Origin of the sequence: Bacillus sp. C28GYM-DRY-1, from assembly GCF_030519405.1 — a bacterium.
Classification (GTDB): domain Bacteria; phylum Bacillota; class Bacilli; order Bacillales; family Bacillaceae; genus Bacillus; species Bacillus spizizenii_A.
On sequence record NZ_JAUMKF010000010.1, the window covers coordinates 110,712 to 128,473 of the forward strand.

Genomic DNA, 17,762 nt, shown 5'->3' on the forward strand with positions numbered 1-17,762 from the left:
CAACTATCATTTCACTTTAAACCCTATCTCATGGTCAACCCGTGCAAAGCTGCCCTTTACAGTTTGAATCACCGTTTTACCGTGCTCAGGAGCATCTAAGACATGTGCTGTACCTTGATTCCCATCTAAAACAATGATCTGAACTTTTCCTGGGTCAATTTTCTGCTGAATAGTGAAGTCTTTTTTGATGTTTATTTCTCTAGGATTGTACACTCAAAGCGCCCCCTATGTTATGATAGAAGTACCAGTTCATATCAAGAACACTGAGGCTAAGCGCTTCGGTGTTTTTTATTTTTAGGCAGAAACCTCTTTTATCATGACTTCCACCCTCGGCTCTTCGCTATAAAACTTGCTGACTTTCAGGTCAACCACCTGACTATCATCTTTATAAATAAGATGGTTCAGAGCGTCTTTTACACCCTTTACATAATTATCAACGTCGGGCTTTGTAGTCGGCCGTAGAAGACCCTTTTCAGCTTTTTCTTTCTTCTTTGATGAGTTTGAAACTGATTTTGGCATTGGTCTGTACACTTTGACATCCATTGAGACAGGACCAGTAATAATTGTTTCTGGGCGATGCTGAGACGCAACCAATGCCACATACTGTTTGAAATACTTTGATTTTGCTGGATCTCGCATATGCACCTTCCCATTTCGTATTGATCCACGCGGCCGTCCTTGTGCGACTGGCTCACCATAAACAGTGAACTTAATGCAATCCAACTGTTCTTTACCTCCCGTCAAGCTGTTCCCATAGCTGAATTTCTTTTTCTATTCTCGGTGCGGAGAGTAAAACTGCCAGCAGAGACACGACTGCTTTAAGCACTCAGCATCCGCTCCATTTGCTTTATTTTTTCCTCAAGTAAACGGATAGTTGGCGTAAGATCTTTACCTTCTGTAGGACTTAGAGGTCCGAATATATAAAGTCCATCAGCTGCTTTTATATTCGTTTTCTTTTTCATTCCCAATCACCTAACCTATGATTTAATTGCATTCGATCGCCTTTAATAATCACTATGTAATCACGGCACATCTGGTGAATTCGTGAACCAAGAGCCTCGTCTATATCCAAAATCTCATCGATTGTTAACTCCGAAGAAATCAGCAAAGGCTTGTGATTCAAATATCGATAATTTAAAACTGACTGTATTTGTTCAACCTGCCAATCGGTTGCCCTTGGATGACCGTTTATTGGTTTAAATAAGTCATCAATGAATAGAACTTCGATCTTTCTCATGGCATCGAGTTTCGCTTCTAAGTTATCAAAGTTAGCTTTCAAATCACCCATGCCCTCTACATAAGGGAAATACATGCAGTGTACTGATTTTTTCTTGATCAGATTATTCATTATCGCCGTGAGCAAATGAGTTTTACCGCTACCTGGCTGTCCAAGTAATGCGATACTGTTTTGCCGTTCTCCTTTGATTTTTTGAAAATCTTTATAGTATTCCACTGCACATTCATAAGCATCTTTGATCATGTCTGGCTTACCGTCTGTAATGAAGTTACCAAAGAGAAGCTTTTCAAATTCTTCTGTAATGCCACTAGCTGCCATGAGTCTGGCAATTTTCTTTCGTCTCACACATTCACACTGTTTTGAATAAGTATCTTTCCATTCACTAGCTTTGTCCGGCGTGCAAATCTTACCTAACAGAAAATCATCTTCCGTTACCATATCGTCTGGAACCATAAGGTCTAACTGATCATCCAAATGCCAAGGAGTGTCCTTATGTACCCGATAAACGACAATTCCACGATCCTTACAATAAGGACAATTAAATTCAGCCTTTTCTTCGGATGCGGCCTGTTTTGTTCCCAAAAAGCGGGCTGACTTTTCCCGAAGTTCCTGCATGATCGTTTGAAATGCGGTGTCTATACTGACTGCTTTGTTTATAGCCATATTGTTTCTCCTTTCTCTTTTGAGTGAATGGATTTGATAAAATGGCTTGAACGTATGACAAACTAGCTGCTTTCCCCTTTAATTGAAACGCTGTCTTGATAGCCTCCATCACTTTTTCTTCACCATAATCGTCAACCATGTAGCCGATCCGCTGTGCCTCCATCGGGCCGACTGACCGAGCAACTTTGTTTTCATATAGCTCAAAGGCATTTTTCATTTTGTCATCGACCTCCTGATGTGCTATCTCAGTTGGTTCCAGAACTTTTTTCTTCATGTAATTTCCTAACTGTATATAGTCTGCATAATGAAGTATAGTGACGATGAACCCTCTTTTCTGTGGAAGACGGTCCAATTTGATATATCCCTGTTTCTCCATTCGATCTAGTGAGTATTTGATCTGTGAAGCTGACCAGTTAAAATCTTTTGCAAGTTCTACAACTGTGATAATGGTCTGCCCAAGTTCTAGCTCTTGATTTGGCCTGTATTCAGCTCTTTTGAACAAGTGATCATAGATTTTTTCATCCCTAAACTCTTTGAATGGTAGTCGGGGTATGACCACATACCCCATTGCTTTTATGTCCAAGTCAACCACCTACTTCCTTTCACAGAGTGCAGGTATGTCACAGATGCCGACCTCAATCAAACGGAAGTTCATCGTCTTTTATATCTACAGGCGTACCGTCAAAAGGATCAGCTTCTTGTTCGCTTGTTTTTTCCGGTTCGTCTTTGTTTGAAGGCTCGGAATCAATAATTTCTGAACTGCCTGCTTCATTGGTAATGTCAATCCGTTCCCTTGTTTCATCTTCCTCAATAACTGCTTTTTGCATTTCAACAGAGAGAATCCCCCACCTGCTCAAAACTGCTTTTAATACAGTCTTAAGAGCCATCGCATCCCAGTCATTTTTCCATCCAAAATCAGATTTACTGAATTTCGTTTTGTGTTTCTCCACTTGTGCCTTTGTCCAGTACACTGTTTTTCGGAAGCCATTTATCAACTCAAAATAAGCTGCATAACCAATTACCGCGTCTGATTCTCGTTTTTCAAAATCAATCTCGATCTCCTCAGTCAGCGGATTCCACTTCTGCAATTCGCCTTCATGAATCGGTATGCAATTGATGGACTTATATTGGCCTGTTCGCAAGGCAAGCTGTATATATCCTTTGTATCCAAGCTGGAATTGTGCCTTTCCTCCATAAGGAACAATCCAGGCATACCCTAAGTTTTTATCTATAGGTAAATCGAGTGTAGCTGCCACCATTGCAGATGAAATAACGCTCATAGAATCTGTTTTCTGTAGCATCTGCTCGCTGTTATAAAGGCTTAAGATAGAAGCAGTAAACTGTGTAGCCCTCTTCCCTAACACTTCCTCAAATCGTTTAATAACAGATGGTGAGGAAAGTAGCCCTTTCATGGTTGCTCCTTGTTGTTGCACAGGTACGTTTTTTTGTTTCTTTTGGATGTTGTTTTTAATTGATTGATTAGTAGCCATAATCAGCTAACCTCCTTGATTCCAAAACGTCTGAAATGAGTTTCCTTTTTAACTTTCTCGTATACATCCGGAAACTGGTCTTTGAGCTTTTTCGTGTCAACTCGATTTGAGACAACAGGCTTCCAGCAAGCTTGATAGTTACCGATAAACCCATACTCTGCATCCTTCATTTCATGTTTGATTTGGTTCTCTAATTCTTTTGCCTGACTTTGAAGCTCTGAGATCTGTTCTTTAATAAGTAAGTATTGTTGAATACGTTCTCGATTAGCCGCAGTTAAATCAATAGCTTTGTTATTTTCCGTTTCGGCATATCGTTTTTTGAGGTATTCCTCCGCAGCACTTGAACCATCTAAAACAGGAGCTTGTCCACCTAAGACCCTGTCATTCCAGAACTCAATCTCTGCTTCAAAGATCATGTCAATTAACTCATCGTCTCTCTCAATCTCTTTCCAGACAAATTTGTTCCCGCCGATCAGCACAGCAAAGTAAGCTTTCTGATATTCAGGTCCAAGTACACCCAGATAATGCTGGACCTGAACGATATAGCTCTCGGGGATTTCTTCGTCTTTCCATTCTTTTAAGTTGTAGGCTGATGTTGTTTTACATTCAAGGATCGCTTTTTCACCAACAATCATTCGGTCAACATTAGCCAAAATGAAATCATGTTCTGGATGTCTGAGTATTGCTTTTTTACGTCTAACCTTCTTGCCACTACGTATCTCAAATTCTTTTGCAACAATGTCTTCAAGCAACGATCCAAAGTAAGCAGCTTCACTTTGCGATTCACTTACAGGGACCTGTCCTGTTTTGTCTAACCATAATTCGAAAGGTGTCTTCCACTTGTTTAATCCCAAGATAACGGATGCATCTGAGCCGCCAATTCCTTTTCTCCTTTCAATAAGCCATTCATCACGGCTCATTTCCGAAGTCTTAGCAAGAACCTCAGCCCGTTTGCTTGTCATACCACCTAACCCCCATTGTTTTTATTGAGGCTATCTGATAAAATATTTGCACATGAGTTTTTTTAGATAGCCTTTAAAGAAGTCCACTTTGCCGAGTGGGCTTTTTTATTGCTCATTTTTAAATTCAAAACCAAGTTGCTCCCTTAGATATCTTTCCAAGTTCTCTCTGAGAATGATTTCTCCGCCATCAATTACATAATCATCAACTGGTGTTACTTCATCACCGTAAAAATCTATTTGCACATCCTTTTCAGTCAGCTTATCGTGCCAGTTGTTTATGACCATTGGGTTTTCGACCATTCATATTCTCCTCTCTGAATTTGTCTGCACGTCTATCCCATAACAGATAGAATTCACTATTGTTACGAATCATCGCACACCATTTACGAACTTCTAGAGCAGTTGCCGGCTTATGAACAAAATGAACCATCATCCTATACACCTGCTCACTACTGTTAAGTTGATGCCTCGCTGTTGCATTTTCAATGCTGTTTCATAAAGCTGTCCTTTGTTTGCCAGCCGGCTAATATCCTCAGTAAGAACCTTGATGCTTCCAGCGAGACTAATCGCTTCTTCATAATCACCCTCACGTAATGCCTCTGACAACATGATTGATAGCTCTTCTGCTGATTCGATTTTTCTTTTTGCGATAGGAACATCTGCCTTCAAGAAATGATTAGTATTCATACTGAAACCGCCTGCCTTCCTTCTTGTTTTGCCATAGCAACTTGATCAACTAGAGCTTTCCGCGTCCATCTATCTGCAAGTTCCTGCATTTTCAACCCGTGAGTACGAACAAGTGAATAAATCAATGTTTTGTTAGCCGCAATCAAATCAAAAATCTGTTTAATATCAGCCATAGGCAGCTCCTCTGTTTTACCTGGTCGGTTATCCGTGAGCCAACGGGCTAAATGTTTGGTTGCTTGCAGTGCTTCCTCCAATTGGTGAACCATATTAATCACCGCATTACTTGCACATTCATTAAGTGCCGGATCAATAGGAGCAGCGGCTGTAGGATGAAGTTTGAATAAGTAATGTACAAGATCAATATGTTCATAGGCATCGCACTTCTCAAACCACTTGATACATAACTCTGGAGTGAGCTTAGCAAGTCCATTTTCAACATCTGAAACATACCTTTGATCTTTACCTCCGATTAACTTGCCGATTTGGTATTGGGAAAGACCTGCAGCCTTACGGGCACTACGCATAATCTGCGGTAAATTCCTCATGTTGTATGGGTTGTTCTCCATATGTTTGCCTCCTGATATATTGGATTTTCAGTTTTAAAATTGAAGTTAAAAGACCATGCTGTTTATAAATGACTTAGGCTGATTCCTTTTTATTTTTTTGCGCAAGCTTCTCTTGGTGTTCATTCATTCGCTGAACAAGTATGCCACTGAGGTATTTGTAAGCTTTGGCCTCTGCCTGTTCAAACAGTGGTCCTTTTTTCAAGATGACTTTCATAATTAAAAGGCCTCCTTTGTAAATTCAAATTCCAATCATGCTGAATCCTTAGAATTATGTTTCATTTCGTTACATACATCATCAAAAAAAATAGTCCAATCAAATCCTAATTTCTCTCCTATTTTTTTTGAGACAATAACACTAGGCTTCCTAGTACCATTTTCTATCATGGTGTAGTATGCTCTACCAATCTGTGCAGCTTTGGCAACTTCTTCTTGAGTAAACCCTTTTTCTAAGCGGTTTTTCTTAAGCCATTTTCTCATCAGGTTTCACCCCCTTAATCAGAAAATGTAACGTTTCGTTACTTAGATAATAGTATCGATTCGTTACATTGTCAACACATTTTATATAAAAAAGTATCGTTTTGTTACCAAAACTTATATGTAACTCTTTGTTACGTTACAATGAGAGATAGAATAAAAATAAAAGTCAGGTGATTAAAATGTTCTCCGAAAACTTGAAAAAGTGCAGAAAACAAAAGAAACTAACCCAACAAAATATGGCTGATAAACTTGGAATCACTCGGCCTGCCTACACCGCCTATGAACTAGGTAGTCGTGAGCCTGACTATAAAACCTTAATTAATATTTCAAACATACTTGATGTTTCTTTGGATTATCTTCTTAAAGGAGAAAGCAATGAAAAAGAATTTCAGGATGAAGCAAAAAAAGTGTTAAACGATCCTGAAACGTTCCTTGCAGCAAAAGACGGAGAAATAACTGATGAAATCTTACAGGCTGCTTTGGAGATTATAACGGAGCAATTAAAGGAAAGACGGAAATCGGATAAATAAACGCAGTTAGTTTTATTATTATTTATTTCTGTTTATTATGTTTAATTCTGTTTACTAATAAGATTTAGATTCTCATTTATATCTCGATCAAATCCTCATTTATAAAGTGATTTTTGAACCCTTTAGAAACCCTTACATAACAAGGGTTTTTGTTGTTTTTCTCATTTATATTTTCATTTATGTTTCTTTTATATTCTCATGTAAAAAAATTGAGCGTTTATTGTGAGGAAAATTGCAGAGTATCTAAACGGGAAAAGGGGGCTTCTTGTTAAAAACCTTGCAAGGTGTATGTGAAAAAATACGGTTTTCTCGTCAACGCCAACGCTTTCTGCGACCTCTACAAAAGTCTAAGACATGGATTGCTCTTAAATGGATTTTAAAAGCCTTTTGGTTATACTACGTTTTTCACCAACGGATATTAGGAGTTCCCAGAAGGTAGATCCGCATTCACGACACTTGTATCGTCTGCGGTTCAATTGTAAGCCCACTCGCTTTCAACGAATGGGCAAATCAATAATTAGTTTCTTTCTTGAACTGTGTTTGTACAACTTGTCAAAACCACATTCAGGACAACGTTCAGGTGGATCGACTGCTTCAACTTTAAACATCATATCTGTGTCATTTTCTTGTGGTAATTCAATGGCAATTAGATCTGAAATACATAGTAGGCCTCTCATGATGTTCATCCTTTGTAGGGAATGTTCCTGCTTCGTTACTGCTCTTTAGGAGTAATCTCTGGGTTATCTTGTGGTATGCCTAAAATAGTAGAATTATCAAATACACCATTCGATTTTGCCCACTTTTTAAAATTCTCCATTAATTCTCGTAAAGATGCGACTTACTGTCGGGAAGCTGGTACAGGAACCCAGTGACTAACCGCTACCCGTTTTTTCCCCGTATGTGTATCGTAGATATGACGCTCTATTTTTCCAATATTGCCGCCGTACACATGAATTCCTACACACGGATCATTGGAGGCACACTCCACTTTGTGAAGGTCTTGGTCAGTGGAGCAACAGACGACAACCTCCCCTTGCAGAATATAACGGTCATTACATGCTATCAGTTCCTCATGCTTATTAGAAGGCGATGCATATTGTATTTCGTGTTCTGTTCCTTGCACTACTCCAATTACGCCCCACGTTCCATGATCATGGACAGGAGTGGATTGCCCAACATCCCAAACCGCAACCGCGATAGAAAAACTCTCATCGTCAGCAATATACAACGGATACAGAGCGTATTTTGGGTTCGGTTGCAGATACTGTGAAGGGAGAATATTATCGGCCTTTAACAGATTTCTCATTCTCTCCGCAATCTTGCCAGTCAAAACCTCTTCAGTCCCGCCGTCATGAACAATTCGATTCACATCCTTAATAAAAGACTCAATTTCAGGATTTGTCATTAACAAACACCACCTAAACAAAATTTAACATACCCTACCCCTGTATTGTATATGAGTTTCACGCTGAGTTTCAAGGATTAATTCCCCTCATTATCCAATTAGAGGTAATAGATTTTATTCGAAAAAGTACTTTTCGTATATATAAAGATGTGCTTCTGGTCTTCAACAATTAAGATAGGAGATTGATTATTAACCTTCTGTTTAAACACTTTTCATTATCAATTATTGTCATTAATTACTTAGCAGCTCTTCAAGAAACACCACCCTTATCTTAGATGCATTTTCCTATGAAAAAAGTCTTAGTTTTCCCTATAATATTTAACGAATCCAATTTTTAGATTGTCTTCTTTAAGGAGGTTTTTCATCTTGAGGTATACAAACAGTCATTTAGAGGATTGGATTGAAAACTTATACAGGAAGATTGATATTACAGAGCCTGAACAAATTAATTTTGAACGGATTGCCGAGGCTTTAGATATCCGGCTTTCGTTTAAACCTGTTACAAGCTTCGCACTTAAACACAGCGGGATTTATAATATATGCTTGGACAGCCGAAAAAGCCGAACTGAACAATGGTATGATTTCGCTCATGAATTTTGCCATATATATAGACATGAAGGTGATAAAAAAACAATGCCTGCAACTTGGACAGATTATTTAGAGTGGCAGTCCAATTATTTTACATATCACTTTTGCATTCCAACTTTCATGTTGCGTAATATTAATCTTTCGTACATACAATCACATGCAATTGAAAATATAGCTTGGTTATTTAAGGTATCCCCTTCGTTTGCGAAGAAACGTTTGAGCATTTATTACAGGAAGCTGACTCAACATTTACTTAATCAAACAGTTACGGGAAATCTGTGCACCCCCCTTTTGTAATTAATAATGAAATCCTCATGCATCTGCGCGCACTGAAAAAAACAAAAAAAGACGTCTCCCTTCATGATCCGATCGGGCAGGATAAAGAAGGGAATGAAATAAGCCTGATTGATGTACTGAAATCAGAAAATGAAGACGTGATTGACACAATCCAGCTCAATATGGAGCTTGAAAAAGTGAAGCAATACATTGATATCTTAGATGACCGTGAGAAAGAAGTGATCGTCGGGCGGTTTGGGCTTGATTTGAAGAAGGAAAAAACACAGCGTGAGATTGCCAAAGAGCTTGGTATCTCGCGCAGCTATGTATCGCGGATTGAGAAACGGGCGCTGATGAAAATGTTCCATGAGTTCTACCGGGCGGAAAAGGAAAAGCGGAAGAAAGCAAAGGGGAAATGATGTGGAAGAGGCCGGATCTGACATTCCGGCTTTTCTCTATTATATACCTTTATATAGGTAGACTATATGAGAAAGAAAAGTGATGAGTATGTTTTTCAGCTTGCTGCCATAATGCGCATAACACTGGCTCAACAATCTACTTCCTAGAAAGACGGTCAGGATCGTAACAAATGACTTGACTTTTAACTCCCTTGCTTTCATCCTCCCTCAAGCGATTCAAAGCCGGACGTTCTAAAAGCTCAGCAAAAGTACAAGAAGCAGGTTTTAGTGACACATAGCCAGCACCAACTGCTACTGTTTTTTCAATCATACAGATGATTTTTAGCTTCAACATCCCTATTTTAATTAATAATAGTTCAAATAGAAAAACTTGGATTATTCTATGTCCTTTATGTTATTTTATCGGGATAATCACGTTAATAACTGGAAGTATTTCACCCATTAGTAGTGCTATTTTGACTGGGATTGGTGCCGAAGGATTATTTCCAATAGCAATGATCCTTCCTTTAGACGCAACAACTACACCAAGAGATGCTAGTCAATGGACTGCTATGATTCAATTCGGTGGTTACATTATAAGTGGCGCTGTCCCTATACTTGTTGGGGCTGCAAAAGATATAACAAACTCTTATAATTTTGCATTCTTTTTATTACTCTATATTTCAATCATATTAATGCTATTAACTTTAAAAGTTAGAAAGAAGAAAGAATCTAATTTTTTAAATAATTGAGTTGAAAACAACAAGCATGTAATATTTTTAACACTTTAAAAACTACCTGAAATAATAAACCCAGCTTCTCTATTGTAAAGATGAAGCTGGGATTTTTATTTAGATATATTCATCTCCATTTTCCATTTCTATATGTTTTCACGAATTTATGGATAAATAGTCATTAAATTTGTATCCATATAGATTAAGCAAACTTAACAATTTAAACCTTATCATGAATCCCTCTATAATGAAGGAGAGAAAATTGCTCAGCTAAAAATGATGGAGTATATGGTATGTCGTTTTGAAGCCATGAAATAATTGTCCCTATTAAAGCTGAGGATTCATACCAAACAAAAATGTCTTTTTTTACCACGCTGGTTATCATGTGAGGTTCTTTCTCACTTCTTTCTAACCTGGAAACTAATACATCTTTCATAAACATCGATAGCCGTTCTCTAAAAATAGGCACTTTCCTAGAAGCTAGAATACTCTTATAAAATGTTTTTTGTTCAGCTATATGCTCAAGTAAATGTTCCAGAATGCTCCAACTCCACTCATTTGTTGGAACATGATCCAATGGTGTCTTAAAAAGAAGTGATATATCCTCAATCATATCATCAGCCATCTTTTCCAGCATATCTGGAATATCACGATAATGAAGATAAAAAGTAACCCTATTAATCGTTGCTCTCTCAGCCAAACGATTGACAGTTATTTTTGGGAGGTCCATTTCCTCAAGTAATTCAACAAACGCATTCTTGATTAATTGCCGTGTACGCATGACGCGGGGATCTGTTTGAGACTTTTTCTTTTCCATGATATCTTGTTTCCTTTCTTCCTGAGTCGCAAAGCTACATTTTAAAGAGATATGTCGTATTTCTCTAAAGTAACCAACACAAAACTAATATATGTAAATTATTTTACACTTCATGGATATTTGTAGCTTGTGTACTCTTTACATTGTCCGTATAATTTCATTTATACACTGTTAATTATACAACATTGTGTAAATTAGTTCTATGATGGATTTGAAAGGATGAATAATTTTGAGTAAGAGTATTGCCATCAACGACTCTATCAAAAAAGGACCTATTATGTTTGTGATGATAATAGGCGCTTTCCTTGCTACCTTTAATCAAACGATTATGAGCGTTGCCATTCCGAAATTAATGAATGATTTTCATATTAATGCTTCAACTGCTCAATGGCTCACAACAGGTTATATGTTAGTAAATGGGGTTTTGATTCCTATTACAGCTTTTTTAATGAAACGTTTTACAACTCGCCAATTATTCCAGAGCTCTATGATTATTTTTCTTGTTGGAACAATTGCTTCTGCAATGGCACCCAATTTTGCTGTACTGTTAACCGGACGGTTAATTCAAGCAGCCGGCGCTGGAATTATTATGCCTTTACTCACGAATGTTGTGCTATCCCTCTTTCCTCCAGAGAAAAGAGGGTCTGCAATGGGTATGGTAGGATTAGCCATTATCTTTGCGCCAGCAATCGGACCGACTCTTGCCGGTTATGTTCTGGAGACATTTCCTTGGCAGGCTATGTTTTACGGCATGATCCCTTTTACAGCTATTGTTATCATCTGTGGATTTATTTATCTGAAAAACGTATCCGAAACTGTCCGTTCTCATGTTGACTTGCTAAGTGTGATTCTTTCCACTATTGCATTTGGCGCTTTAATATACGGATTTAGTGATGCTGGTAACAATGGCTGGTCAAGTACAGAAGTGATGGTTTCCATCTTTGCAGGAATTATCGCCCTTACCCTATTCACGTGGAGACAGCTCACCTCTCAAAATCCACTGCTGGATCTCCGAGCATTTACATACAAAATGTTTACCTTGACCACCGTTATAAATTTAGGTATTACCATGATGTTGTATGCAGATATGATGATTCTTCCCCTGTACCTTCAAAATGCTCGCGGGTTTACGGCACTGGAGTCTGGAATCCTGATGTTTCCGGGCGCACTTCTAATGGGCTTGCTAAGTCCAGCAGTTGGAAAGCTTTTTGATCGGTTTGGAGCAAAATGGCTTATCATCTGCGGTATAACGATTATCATCCTATCAACGATAAGTTTTATTAATTTAACGGATTCAACCAGCTATACGTATCTCATCCTAATGTCAACATTGCGCCGAATTGGAGTGGCAATGGTGATTATGCCTATTCAGACTGAAGGCTTAAACCAATTGCCATCGGGATTGTATGCACATGCCACGGCGATCTCAAACACGATTAGACAAGTAGCCGGTGCAATCGGAACTGCATTACTTGTAACTGTTATGACAAACAGCACAAAGAATTTTCTTCAGGATGAGGCTGGTGAAACATCCAAGCATATGATGATGGAAGCTACGATCAAAGGGGTAAATGACGCATACCTTATCATTCTGATCATTGGAATCATTAGCTTAGTCCTTTCCTTCTTTATCAAACGTGCTAAAAAAGCTTCTGGAGACATGACTGTAAGAAAAACAGCTGAAATGTAGAAGGAAAGAACTGAAGTTTGAAATAAGGAGGTCATTATATAGTATATAACGTTATCTAAAGATTTCTTATTTTGTAATTGAGTCAGCAGAAGCTTTGCTAATAAACACATGGGAAAGGAATGCTATGATGAATCATTCAAATTCAGAGAACATCTTACCTGAGCAAAACATATTGGACGTATTTAGCGGTAGAAGTGAAGAAAATCAGTTTCATATATTTACAAAGATGCGCAACATGGGCGCCGTTATTCCTGTCACGTTTCCAATGGGCGAGACAAAACGCCAAGCTTGGATGGTTACGCGTATAGATGAAGCCATGCAAGTGCTAAAAGATCATGCCCGCTTTACTGTGGATGAGAGCTCTATCGACGGTACCAGCAACATGTGGAAAGCCCAGGCTGATTCATCTGCCCCTCCTACCTTCTTGACTAGAAAATCTTTAAATTCTGTTGATGATCCTGATCATCGGCGGTTACGCAGATTAGTATCCAAAGCTTTTACACCTAAATATATGGAAAGCCTGCGTCCTCGTGTACAAAAGATTGCTGACGAATTACTTGACCAAGTCCAACATAAAGGAGAAATGGACCTTGTCAAAGACTATGCCTATCCCCTGCCGATTAATGTCATTTCTGACATGCTTGGTGTTCCGAAAACAGACCAAGGAAAAATTCGTAGTTGGTCTGCTGCTATTGCACATGGCCTGGGACTGGGGAGGCAAGACCCGGGAGTGGCAGAGCAGATACGCGCCTTTGGGGAATACATCGCAAAGCTTGTAGCCGACAAACGTCAGCAGCCTGCAGATGACTTAATTAGCCAATTGATTGCCATTGAAGAGGAAGGTGACCGTCTCAGTGAAGAAGAACTGCTCTCCTTAATTTCGCTATTGATTTTTGCAGGTCATGAGACAACCTCTAATTTAATTGCGACTGGCTCTCTGATGTTACTCGATCACCCGGAACAACTAAAGAAGCTAAAAGCGGACCTTCATTTGGTGCCCGCAGCTGTAGAAGAACTGCTGCGCTTTGATGGCCCTGCCACAATTGCAGGACCGCGTTTTGCCACTGAAGATATCGAGCTCGCTGGCCAGCAGATCAAAAAAGGTGATGTGGTAATCCCTGTATTAAAATCTGCAAACCGGGATGAGTTACAGTTTGCAGATCCTGAAGAACTTGATATTACACGCACAATGAAACGTCATCTCGCCTTTGGCCACGGCATTCATATGTGTTTGGGAGCACCTTTAGCACGTGTAGAAGGCGACGTTGCGTTTACAACTCTTTTAAAACGCATGCCAAATCTCAGGCTTAGCATCCCTCGGGAAGATGTCGATTGGCATTTTATGCTTAGTTCACAAGGACTAACCTCCTTGCCAGTGTCTTTCTAAGAATTGCACAAGATGCCAGAGGCTTGTTCTAATTACATGAATATCCGAGTTAAAAGAGAACTTAATATATAAGATCAAATAAAAACATACTATATTTGGGACTGACCCCTGTTTTTTTCAAACTTGAAGGTGTTTTTTATTTGTCTCATCTTATGGGGTCAGTCCCCCTAAGGTTTACTTTTTTAGTTAGTCCATCTATCTTTATTTCATCAGAAAAATGATTTCTTAAATAATCCAGAGCAGCAGCCACTTCAGATAATTTACTCCCCTTGGCAACAAGGTTTTTTACTGTGTGACCTGTATTACTAATGAATATTAGGGATCATTTCCAGAAGAACATTAGTTAAAAAAAGGAAAATTGTATATTTAAGCGAATACGAGTCTTTGTAAAATAGTTAATGACACTTTTTTCAACAGTCATGTCTTAACAAGGGGGATTCGGTATGAATGAATTTATGAAGATGTTTTCCTTAACAAAACCGATTATTCAAGCTCCAATGGCTGGCGGTATTACAAAGCCGCGACTGGCTTCTGCTGTTTCGAATGAGGGTGCTCTCGGTAGCTTAGCATCGGGGTATCTTACACCAGAACAACTAGAACAACAAATTAAAGAGATGTTTGAGCTGACAGATGCTCCTTTTCAAATTAATGTGTTTGTTCCGCTAGGTCTAGAAATGCCGCCAGAAGATCAAGTTAAAAAGTGGAAAGAAAACATACCGTTAGCTAACCAAGTAAATCAATTTACATCTGTGCAAGAAGAGTGGGATGACTTCTATCAAAAAATTGATATGATTTTAAGATACAAGGTAAAGGCTTGCTCCTTCACTTTTGATCTGCCGCCGGAAGACGCTGTAAAGGAGCTAAAAACTTCTGGTTGCTGTTTAATTGGGACCGCTTCAACAGTAGAAGAAGCTTTGTTAATGGAAGAACGGGGAATGGATATAGTAGTCCTACAAGGAAGTGAAGCCGGTGGACATCGCGGAGCTTTTTTGCCTTCCAAAGGTGAGTCTGCCGTGGGTTTAATGGCTTTGATTCCACAAGCAGCAGATGCACTGAGCGTACCAGTCATAGCAGCTGGGGGAATAATAGACCATAGAGGAGTAAAAGCAGCTTTAACCCTTGGAGCCCAAGGAGTACAAATCGGATCTGCCTTTTTAATTTGTCACGAAAGCAACGCCTATCCAGTGCATAAACAGAAAATACTAGAAGCAAACGAAGCAGATACAAAGCTTACGACATTATTTTCAGGTAAAGAGGCCAGAGGAATCGCAAATAAATGGATGGAAGAAAAAGCACCGCTTGAGACACAAGCCCTTCCGTATCCTTATCAAAATACACTAACGAAGGCAATGAGACAGCAGGCTTCACTTCAAAATAACCATGATCAGATGTCTTTGTGGGCAGGGCAAGGAATACGATCATTGACTGAGGAAATTTCGGTTAAGCAGCTTTTACATAAGCTTTTCCATGAGGATATAAAAATATAGGTGCATCTTATTATTGATATCAATTAACAAAGTATAGCAAAAAAGCAAACTTCGATATGTAGTTTGCTTTTTTCTTCGTAATTTCTCACTCTAAACATAATTAGGATGTGGATTTTCCTCATTCAAAGAATTTTGAACAAAGATCATTGCCCTAGAAACTTGGTTGCGTCTTAAAGTTAAGGCTGACAATTTCCTGCAGAGTCAATCGCCTTCACAATAATTAAATATTCACCTTATCTCCGAAGTGAGTTTTTTAATGAGCTCTCCACATCTAATTCAGGATTTGCCTTGGAGAACAAAAAGTTATTGCGGTCTACCGAAAATTTAATTATCGGTGCCCTATTGCCTTTTTCTCTCCCCCAAAAATAAGGTTATGCCTCAAGCCTCAAGGATTTAAAAGGGGATACTAATTATATCGCATTGGATTCCATTGTTTAATGTTGATATCAAATAAAAAAACCTCCATTTATGAAGGAGGTTTAATGTAATATTATCAAGTTTGAAAACGATCTGAAGCAATATGAAATGTGTTTTGAGTTTGGTTCTCTGTAAAGTCGGTACCGAAACCACATACTAAAACAAATGACAAACCCAGGATAATGCTTAACCTCTTTTTAAAAGTCATACAGGCATTCTCCCCTTTGAATTTGTGTTTGAGTTTCAACCATTTTCTGATGATATACATAGGATGTTTCAAATTCTTTTGAATTTGCATAAGCAGCTGCGGTCTCACAGGCAATGTCTTCAACATAAGAATAGTTCTTATTCTTCTCTAAGTATTCTATGGTTTGATTAACTCCATGTTGATCCACCGCATCGACGTAAAGAGCTTTTAAATAACCCTGTAATTTTGCGAAAAGCTCATCACCTTGATAAAGAGCTGCTGACAAACCTTTCTTACTTACTTGGATAGCCTCATTCATTTTCCCTTGTTTAAAAAGGATTTTTGCATAAGAAAATAAAGAATGTGGCAAGTTTGTGAGCTTCTCTTTTTCTGTTATCTCCACAGCTTGCTTTATGTATACTTCCGCCTGCTCGTAATCACCACAGTCAGCAAAATTAGTGCCTAAATTATATAACGCAGAACTAATCAACCTTTTGTTATTCAATTCCCTAGATATTTCTAATGCCTTTTCAAGATGCGGCTGACTTTTTTCGTAACGTTTAAAATCAGTATAATTCCCTGAGATAACAAACATACATTGAACTTTCCGCACCTTATAAAGTTCATATTGATTATAAATATCCAATGCTTGTTTAACATGATGCATAGACACATGACTTTGCTTCATACCATAATATGCTTCAGCTAACTTAAAATGAAACTCTGCCCTTTCGATCTCATCAGGGACATGTATAAGCTGCTTTTCGGCTTCTCTATAATAGTAGATAGCTTTCATGTATTGCTTCTTATCAAACTCGTACATCCCTCTGAAAAACAGAGAATAATACGACAAAAGACCAGATATGCCTTTATTTGATACCTCTATTTTTTCAAGCAATTCATCAATAGTTGGCCTGATTCGTGTTGTAACTGGTTCTAAGTAATCCAACATGAGCTGATGACGGAATTTCATTAGGGAGAAGTATATGAGTAAATACTCATCTTCCTCCATCCGTTGGATCTCTTGCTCCACCTCTGCCTTTAAAATCTCTGCATCCGGGACACTAAATTGACGTATCATTTTATACCATTCATTGATTTTTACGCCAACTTCTGACGATGATAAAACCGGATTCACAGGACCCCTCCTTTTACGTCTTTTTTTGTAATATTCTAACATTTCCAAAAAGTGTTTGGACCGCAAAAATACCGCAAACTTTTTCTTCGATTTGTTTATATGTGTACGCCCGGCTTCGAAAACGTTTGAGGGCGAATTAGCGAAGTTACTTGGTACGGACCAGACTGTTTCTCGGAAGTAACAAAGACCTTATCCACTTCTTCAGGTTGAAAATCAATTTCTTTAAGCACCCAATGAGGCGCCTGCCAGTTGATAACTTCGTATCTTTCCGCAAGTTCTTTTCCATAATCAATTGTTAAATCCTACATCAACCATCATTGTATGACCAATCATTTTATTACCGCATAGCAATAAAAGGTAAAGGCCTATGTTCATCATTGTGTGCGCCATAAATGTCTTTGTAAGCGCCAACATTTTCCTTTTATTATCAAAAATGCGGGCGCTGTAAATAGTCCTGCTTTTTGCAAGGATTTTATTAATTAAAAACATAATAAACGGTCTCCTCAATCATAACGAGCACCGATAAATAAAAAGCTGACACCAACTTAGCACCAGCTTGAAAACATATTCTCTATGGAGTAAACTTCCTCCAATAAGACCATTACTCCTATTTTAAACTAGAAAAA

General features: G+C 38.5%; 23 protein-coding genes and 5 pseudogenes. 7 read left to right on the top strand and 21 right to left on the bottom strand.

The window, feature by feature from the left end:
* Positions 1–6 precede the first annotated feature (6 nt).
* From Q3W56_RS11755 to Q3W56_RS11815, 13 genes are all read right to left on the bottom strand, one after another.
* A complete protein-coding gene (locus Q3W56_RS11755; RefSeq protein WP_003229912.1) occupies positions 7–213 on the bottom strand; it encodes an XtrA/YqaO family protein in 207 nt (68 codons plus the stop codon).
* Between the two features lie 81 nt (positions 214–294).
* Positions 295–723, bottom strand: coding sequence for a RusA family crossover junction endodeoxyribonuclease (locus tag Q3W56_RS11760; protein WP_088679335.1), 429 nt, complete (start codon positions 721–723; stop codon positions 295–297).
* Between the two features lie 95 nt (positions 724–818).
* Positions 819–968, bottom strand: a complete 150-nt coding sequence (locus Q3W56_RS11765) for a hypothetical protein (RefSeq protein ID WP_072175918.1) — start codon at positions 966–968, stop codon at positions 819–821.
* The gene (locus Q3W56_RS11770) at positions 959–1,900 is read right to left on the bottom strand and encodes an ATP-binding protein (RefSeq protein ID WP_302895586.1); all 942 of its coding nucleotides are present in this window, start codon (positions 1,898–1,900) and stop codon (positions 959–961) included. Before Q3W56_RS11770 ends, Q3W56_RS11765 begins: the two co-directional genes overlap by 10 nt.
* Positions 1,782–2,459: a DnaD domain-containing protein gene (locus Q3W56_RS11775; RefSeq protein WP_152614408.1), complete on the bottom strand. Its 678-nt coding sequence runs from the start codon at positions 2,457–2,459 to the stop codon at positions 1,782–1,784. Before Q3W56_RS11775 ends, Q3W56_RS11770 begins: the two co-directional genes overlap by 119 nt.
* A 76-nt stretch (positions 2,460–2,535) precedes the next feature.
* Positions 2,536–3,390: a recombinase RecT gene (locus tag Q3W56_RS11780; RefSeq protein WP_302895587.1), complete on the bottom strand. Its 855-nt coding sequence runs from the start codon at positions 3,388–3,390 to the stop codon at positions 2,536–2,538.
* Between the two features lie 2 nt (positions 3,391–3,392).
* Complete coding sequence (locus Q3W56_RS11785; protein WP_302895588.1) at positions 3,393–4,352, bottom strand: YqaJ viral recombinase family nuclease; 960 nt, start codon at positions 4,350–4,352, stop codon at positions 3,393–3,395.
* Positions 4,353–4,457: 105 nt separating this feature from the next.
* On the bottom strand, positions 4,458–4,652 hold the full coding sequence (locus Q3W56_RS11790; protein WP_103750532.1) for a YqaI family protein: 195 nt from the start codon (positions 4,650–4,652) through the stop codon (positions 4,458–4,460).
* Entirely contained in the window at positions 4,612–4,785 is a 174-nt protein-coding gene (locus tag Q3W56_RS11795; RefSeq protein WP_142393729.1) for a hypothetical protein, read from the bottom strand. Before Q3W56_RS11795 ends, Q3W56_RS11790 begins: the two co-directional genes overlap by 41 nt.
* Positions 4,782–5,039 (bottom strand): YqaH family protein, encoded by a 258-nt coding sequence (locus Q3W56_RS11800; protein WP_302895589.1) that lies wholly within the window; start codon positions 5,037–5,039, stop codon positions 4,782–4,784. Before Q3W56_RS11800 ends, Q3W56_RS11795 begins: the two co-directional genes overlap by 4 nt.
* Entirely contained in the window at positions 5,036–5,605 is a 570-nt protein-coding gene (locus Q3W56_RS11805) for a helix-turn-helix domain-containing protein (protein ID WP_015714341.1), read from the bottom strand. The genes Q3W56_RS11800 and Q3W56_RS11805 overlap by 4 nt, the downstream gene beginning before the upstream one ends.
* Positions 5,606–5,678: 73 nt before the next feature.
* On the bottom strand, positions 5,679–5,819 hold the full coding sequence (locus tag Q3W56_RS11810) for a hypothetical protein (protein ID WP_003229902.1): 141 nt from the start codon (positions 5,817–5,819) through the stop codon (positions 5,679–5,681).
* Between the two features lie 35 nt (positions 5,820–5,854).
* Positions 5,855–6,085 carry a helix-turn-helix transcriptional regulator gene (locus tag Q3W56_RS11815; RefSeq protein WP_302895633.1) on the bottom strand — a complete coding sequence of 77 codons (231 nt, stop codon included), beginning with the start codon at positions 6,083–6,085 and terminating at the stop codon, positions 5,855–5,857.
* Between the two features lie 176 nt (positions 6,086–6,261).
* Here Q3W56_RS11815 and sknR point away from each other — a divergent pair, with 176 nt between their 5' ends.
* Entirely contained in the window at positions 6,262–6,612 is a 351-nt protein-coding gene (sknR, locus tag Q3W56_RS11820) for a transcriptional regulator SknR (RefSeq protein ID WP_172850896.1), read from the top strand.
* A 350-nt stretch (positions 6,613–6,962) separates the two neighbouring features.
* Here the strand turns inward: sknR and Q3W56_RS21030 are convergent.
* From Q3W56_RS21030 to Q3W56_RS11835, 3 genes and pseudogenes are all read right to left on the bottom strand, one after another.
* A pseudogene (locus Q3W56_RS21030) lies at positions 6,963–7,289 on the bottom strand (transposase family protein); the annotation flags it as partial.
* A 38-nt stretch (positions 7,290–7,327) separates the two neighbouring features.
* Positions 7,328–7,438 (bottom strand): annotated as a pseudogene (locus Q3W56_RS11830) (transcriptional regulator); the annotation flags it as partial.
* Positions 7,439–7,450: 12 nt separating this feature from the next.
* Entirely contained in the window at positions 7,451–8,017 is a 567-nt protein-coding gene (locus Q3W56_RS11835; RefSeq protein WP_302895591.1) for a cysteine dioxygenase family protein, read from the bottom strand.
* A gap of 366 nt (positions 8,018–8,383) precedes the next feature.
* On the opposite strand from Q3W56_RS11835, the gene Q3W56_RS11840 reads away from it, so the two are divergent.
* A complete protein-coding gene (locus tag Q3W56_RS11840; protein ID WP_095432931.1) occupies positions 8,384–8,902 on the top strand; it encodes an ImmA/IrrE family metallo-endopeptidase in 519 nt (172 codons plus the stop codon).
* A pseudogene (locus Q3W56_RS11845) lies at positions 8,902–9,300 on the top strand (sigma-70 family RNA polymerase sigma factor); the annotation flags it as partial. The gene Q3W56_RS11840 and the pseudogene Q3W56_RS11845, both read left to right, overlap by 1 nt.
* Positions 9,301–9,439: 139 nt before the next feature.
* On the opposite strand, the pseudogene Q3W56_RS21185 reads toward Q3W56_RS11845, so the two are convergent.
* Positions 9,440–9,541 (bottom strand): annotated as a pseudogene (locus tag Q3W56_RS21185) (recombinase family protein); the annotation flags it as partial.
* Between the two features lie 214 nt (positions 9,542–9,755).
* Between Q3W56_RS21185 and Q3W56_RS11855 the strand changes: the two are divergent.
* On the top strand, positions 9,756–10,031 hold the full coding sequence (locus tag Q3W56_RS11855) for a hypothetical protein (RefSeq protein ID WP_368045774.1): 276 nt from the start codon (positions 9,756–9,758) through the stop codon (positions 10,029–10,031).
* Positions 10,032–10,233: 202 nt separating this feature from the next.
* Here the strand turns inward: Q3W56_RS11855 and Q3W56_RS11860 are convergent, their stop codons facing one another.
* Positions 10,234–10,830 (bottom strand): TetR/AcrR family transcriptional regulator, encoded by a 597-nt coding sequence (locus Q3W56_RS11860; protein WP_302895593.1) that lies wholly within the window; start codon positions 10,828–10,830, stop codon positions 10,234–10,236.
* A gap of 229 nt (positions 10,831–11,059) precedes the next feature.
* Between Q3W56_RS11860 and Q3W56_RS11865 the strand changes: the two genes are divergently transcribed.
* From Q3W56_RS11865 to Q3W56_RS11875, 3 genes are all read left to right on the top strand, one after another.
* The gene (locus Q3W56_RS11865) at positions 11,060–12,520 is read left to right on the top strand and encodes a DHA2 family efflux MFS transporter permease subunit (protein WP_302895594.1); all 1,461 of its coding nucleotides are present in this window, start codon (positions 11,060–11,062) and stop codon (positions 12,518–12,520) included.
* A 127-nt stretch (positions 12,521–12,647) separates the two neighbouring features.
* Positions 12,648–13,907, top strand: a complete 1,260-nt coding sequence (locus tag Q3W56_RS11870) for a cytochrome P450 family protein (protein WP_302895595.1) — start codon at positions 12,648–12,650, stop codon at positions 13,905–13,907.
* A gap of 443 nt (positions 13,908–14,350) precedes the next feature.
* Complete coding sequence (locus tag Q3W56_RS11875) at positions 14,351–15,394, top strand: nitronate monooxygenase (protein ID WP_302895596.1); 1,044 nt, start codon at positions 14,351–14,353, stop codon at positions 15,392–15,394.
* Positions 15,395–15,484: 90 nt separating this feature from the next.
* Here Q3W56_RS11875 and Q3W56_RS11880 read toward each other — a convergent pair.
* From Q3W56_RS11880 to Q3W56_RS11890, 3 genes and pseudogenes are all read right to left on the bottom strand, one after another.
* Positions 15,485–15,627, bottom strand: a pseudogene (locus tag Q3W56_RS11880) (hypothetical protein); the annotation flags it as partial.
* Between the two features lie 381 nt (positions 15,628–16,008).
* Complete coding sequence (locus tag Q3W56_RS11885; protein ID WP_302895597.1) at positions 16,009–17,136, bottom strand: Rap family tetratricopeptide repeat protein; 1,128 nt, start codon at positions 17,134–17,136, stop codon at positions 16,009–16,011.
* Positions 17,137–17,424: 288 nt separating this feature from the next.
* Complete coding sequence (locus Q3W56_RS11890) at positions 17,425–17,625, bottom strand: hypothetical protein (RefSeq protein ID WP_302895598.1); 201 nt, start codon at positions 17,623–17,625, stop codon at positions 17,425–17,427.
* Positions 17,626–17,762 lie beyond the last annotated feature (137 nt).

Bases quoted from the DNA above. Each gene is read 5' to 3' on its own strand.
- Q3W56_RS11810 (WP_003229902.1), bottom strand. From the start codon at position 5,819: ATGAAAGTCATCTTGAAAAAAGGACCACTGTTTGAACAGGCAGAGGCC.
- Q3W56_RS11835 (WP_302895591.1), bottom strand. From the start codon at position 8,017: ATGACAAATCCTGAAATTGAGTCTTTTATTAAGGATGTGAATCGAATT.
- Q3W56_RS11790 (WP_103750532.1), bottom strand. From the start codon at position 4,652: ATGGTCGAAAACCCAATGGTCATAAACAACTGGCACGATAAGCTGACT.
- Q3W56_RS11795 (WP_142393729.1), bottom strand. From the start codon at position 4,785: ATGATGGTTCATTTTGTTCATAAGCCGGCAACTGCTCTAGAAGTTCGT.
- Q3W56_RS11870 (WP_302895595.1), top strand. From the start codon at position 12,648: ATGAATCATTCAAATTCAGAGAACATCTTACCTGAGCAAAACATATTG.
- Q3W56_RS11770 (WP_302895586.1), bottom strand. From the start codon at position 1,900: ATGGCTATAAACAAAGCAGTCAGTATAGACACCGCATTTCAAACGATC.
- Q3W56_RS11805 (WP_015714341.1), bottom strand. From the start codon at position 5,605: ATGGAGAACAACCCATACAACATGAGGAATTTACCGCAGATTATGCGT.
- Q3W56_RS11785 (WP_302895588.1), bottom strand. From the start codon at position 4,352: ATGACAAGCAAACGGGCTGAGGTTCTTGCTAAGACTTCGGAAATGAGC.
- Q3W56_RS11860 (WP_302895593.1), bottom strand. From the start codon at position 10,830: ATGGAAAAGAAAAAGTCTCAAACAGATCCCCGCGTCATGCGTACACGG.
- sknR (WP_172850896.1), top strand. From the start codon at position 6,262: ATGTTCTCCGAAAACTTGAAAAAGTGCAGAAAACAAAAGAAACTAACC.
- Q3W56_RS11780 (WP_302895587.1), bottom strand. From the start codon at position 3,390: ATGGCTACTAATCAATCAATTAAAAACAACATCCAAAAGAAACAAAAA.
- Q3W56_RS11875 (WP_302895596.1), top strand. From the start codon at position 14,351: ATGAATGAATTTATGAAGATGTTTTCCTTAACAAAACCGATTATTCAA.
- Q3W56_RS11800 (WP_302895589.1), bottom strand. From the start codon at position 5,039: ATGAATACTAATCATTTCTTGAAGGCAGATGTTCCTATCGCAAAAAGA.
- Q3W56_RS11890 (WP_302895598.1), bottom strand. From the start codon at position 17,625: ATGTTTTTAATTAATAAAATCCTTGCAAAAAGCAGGACTATTTACAGC.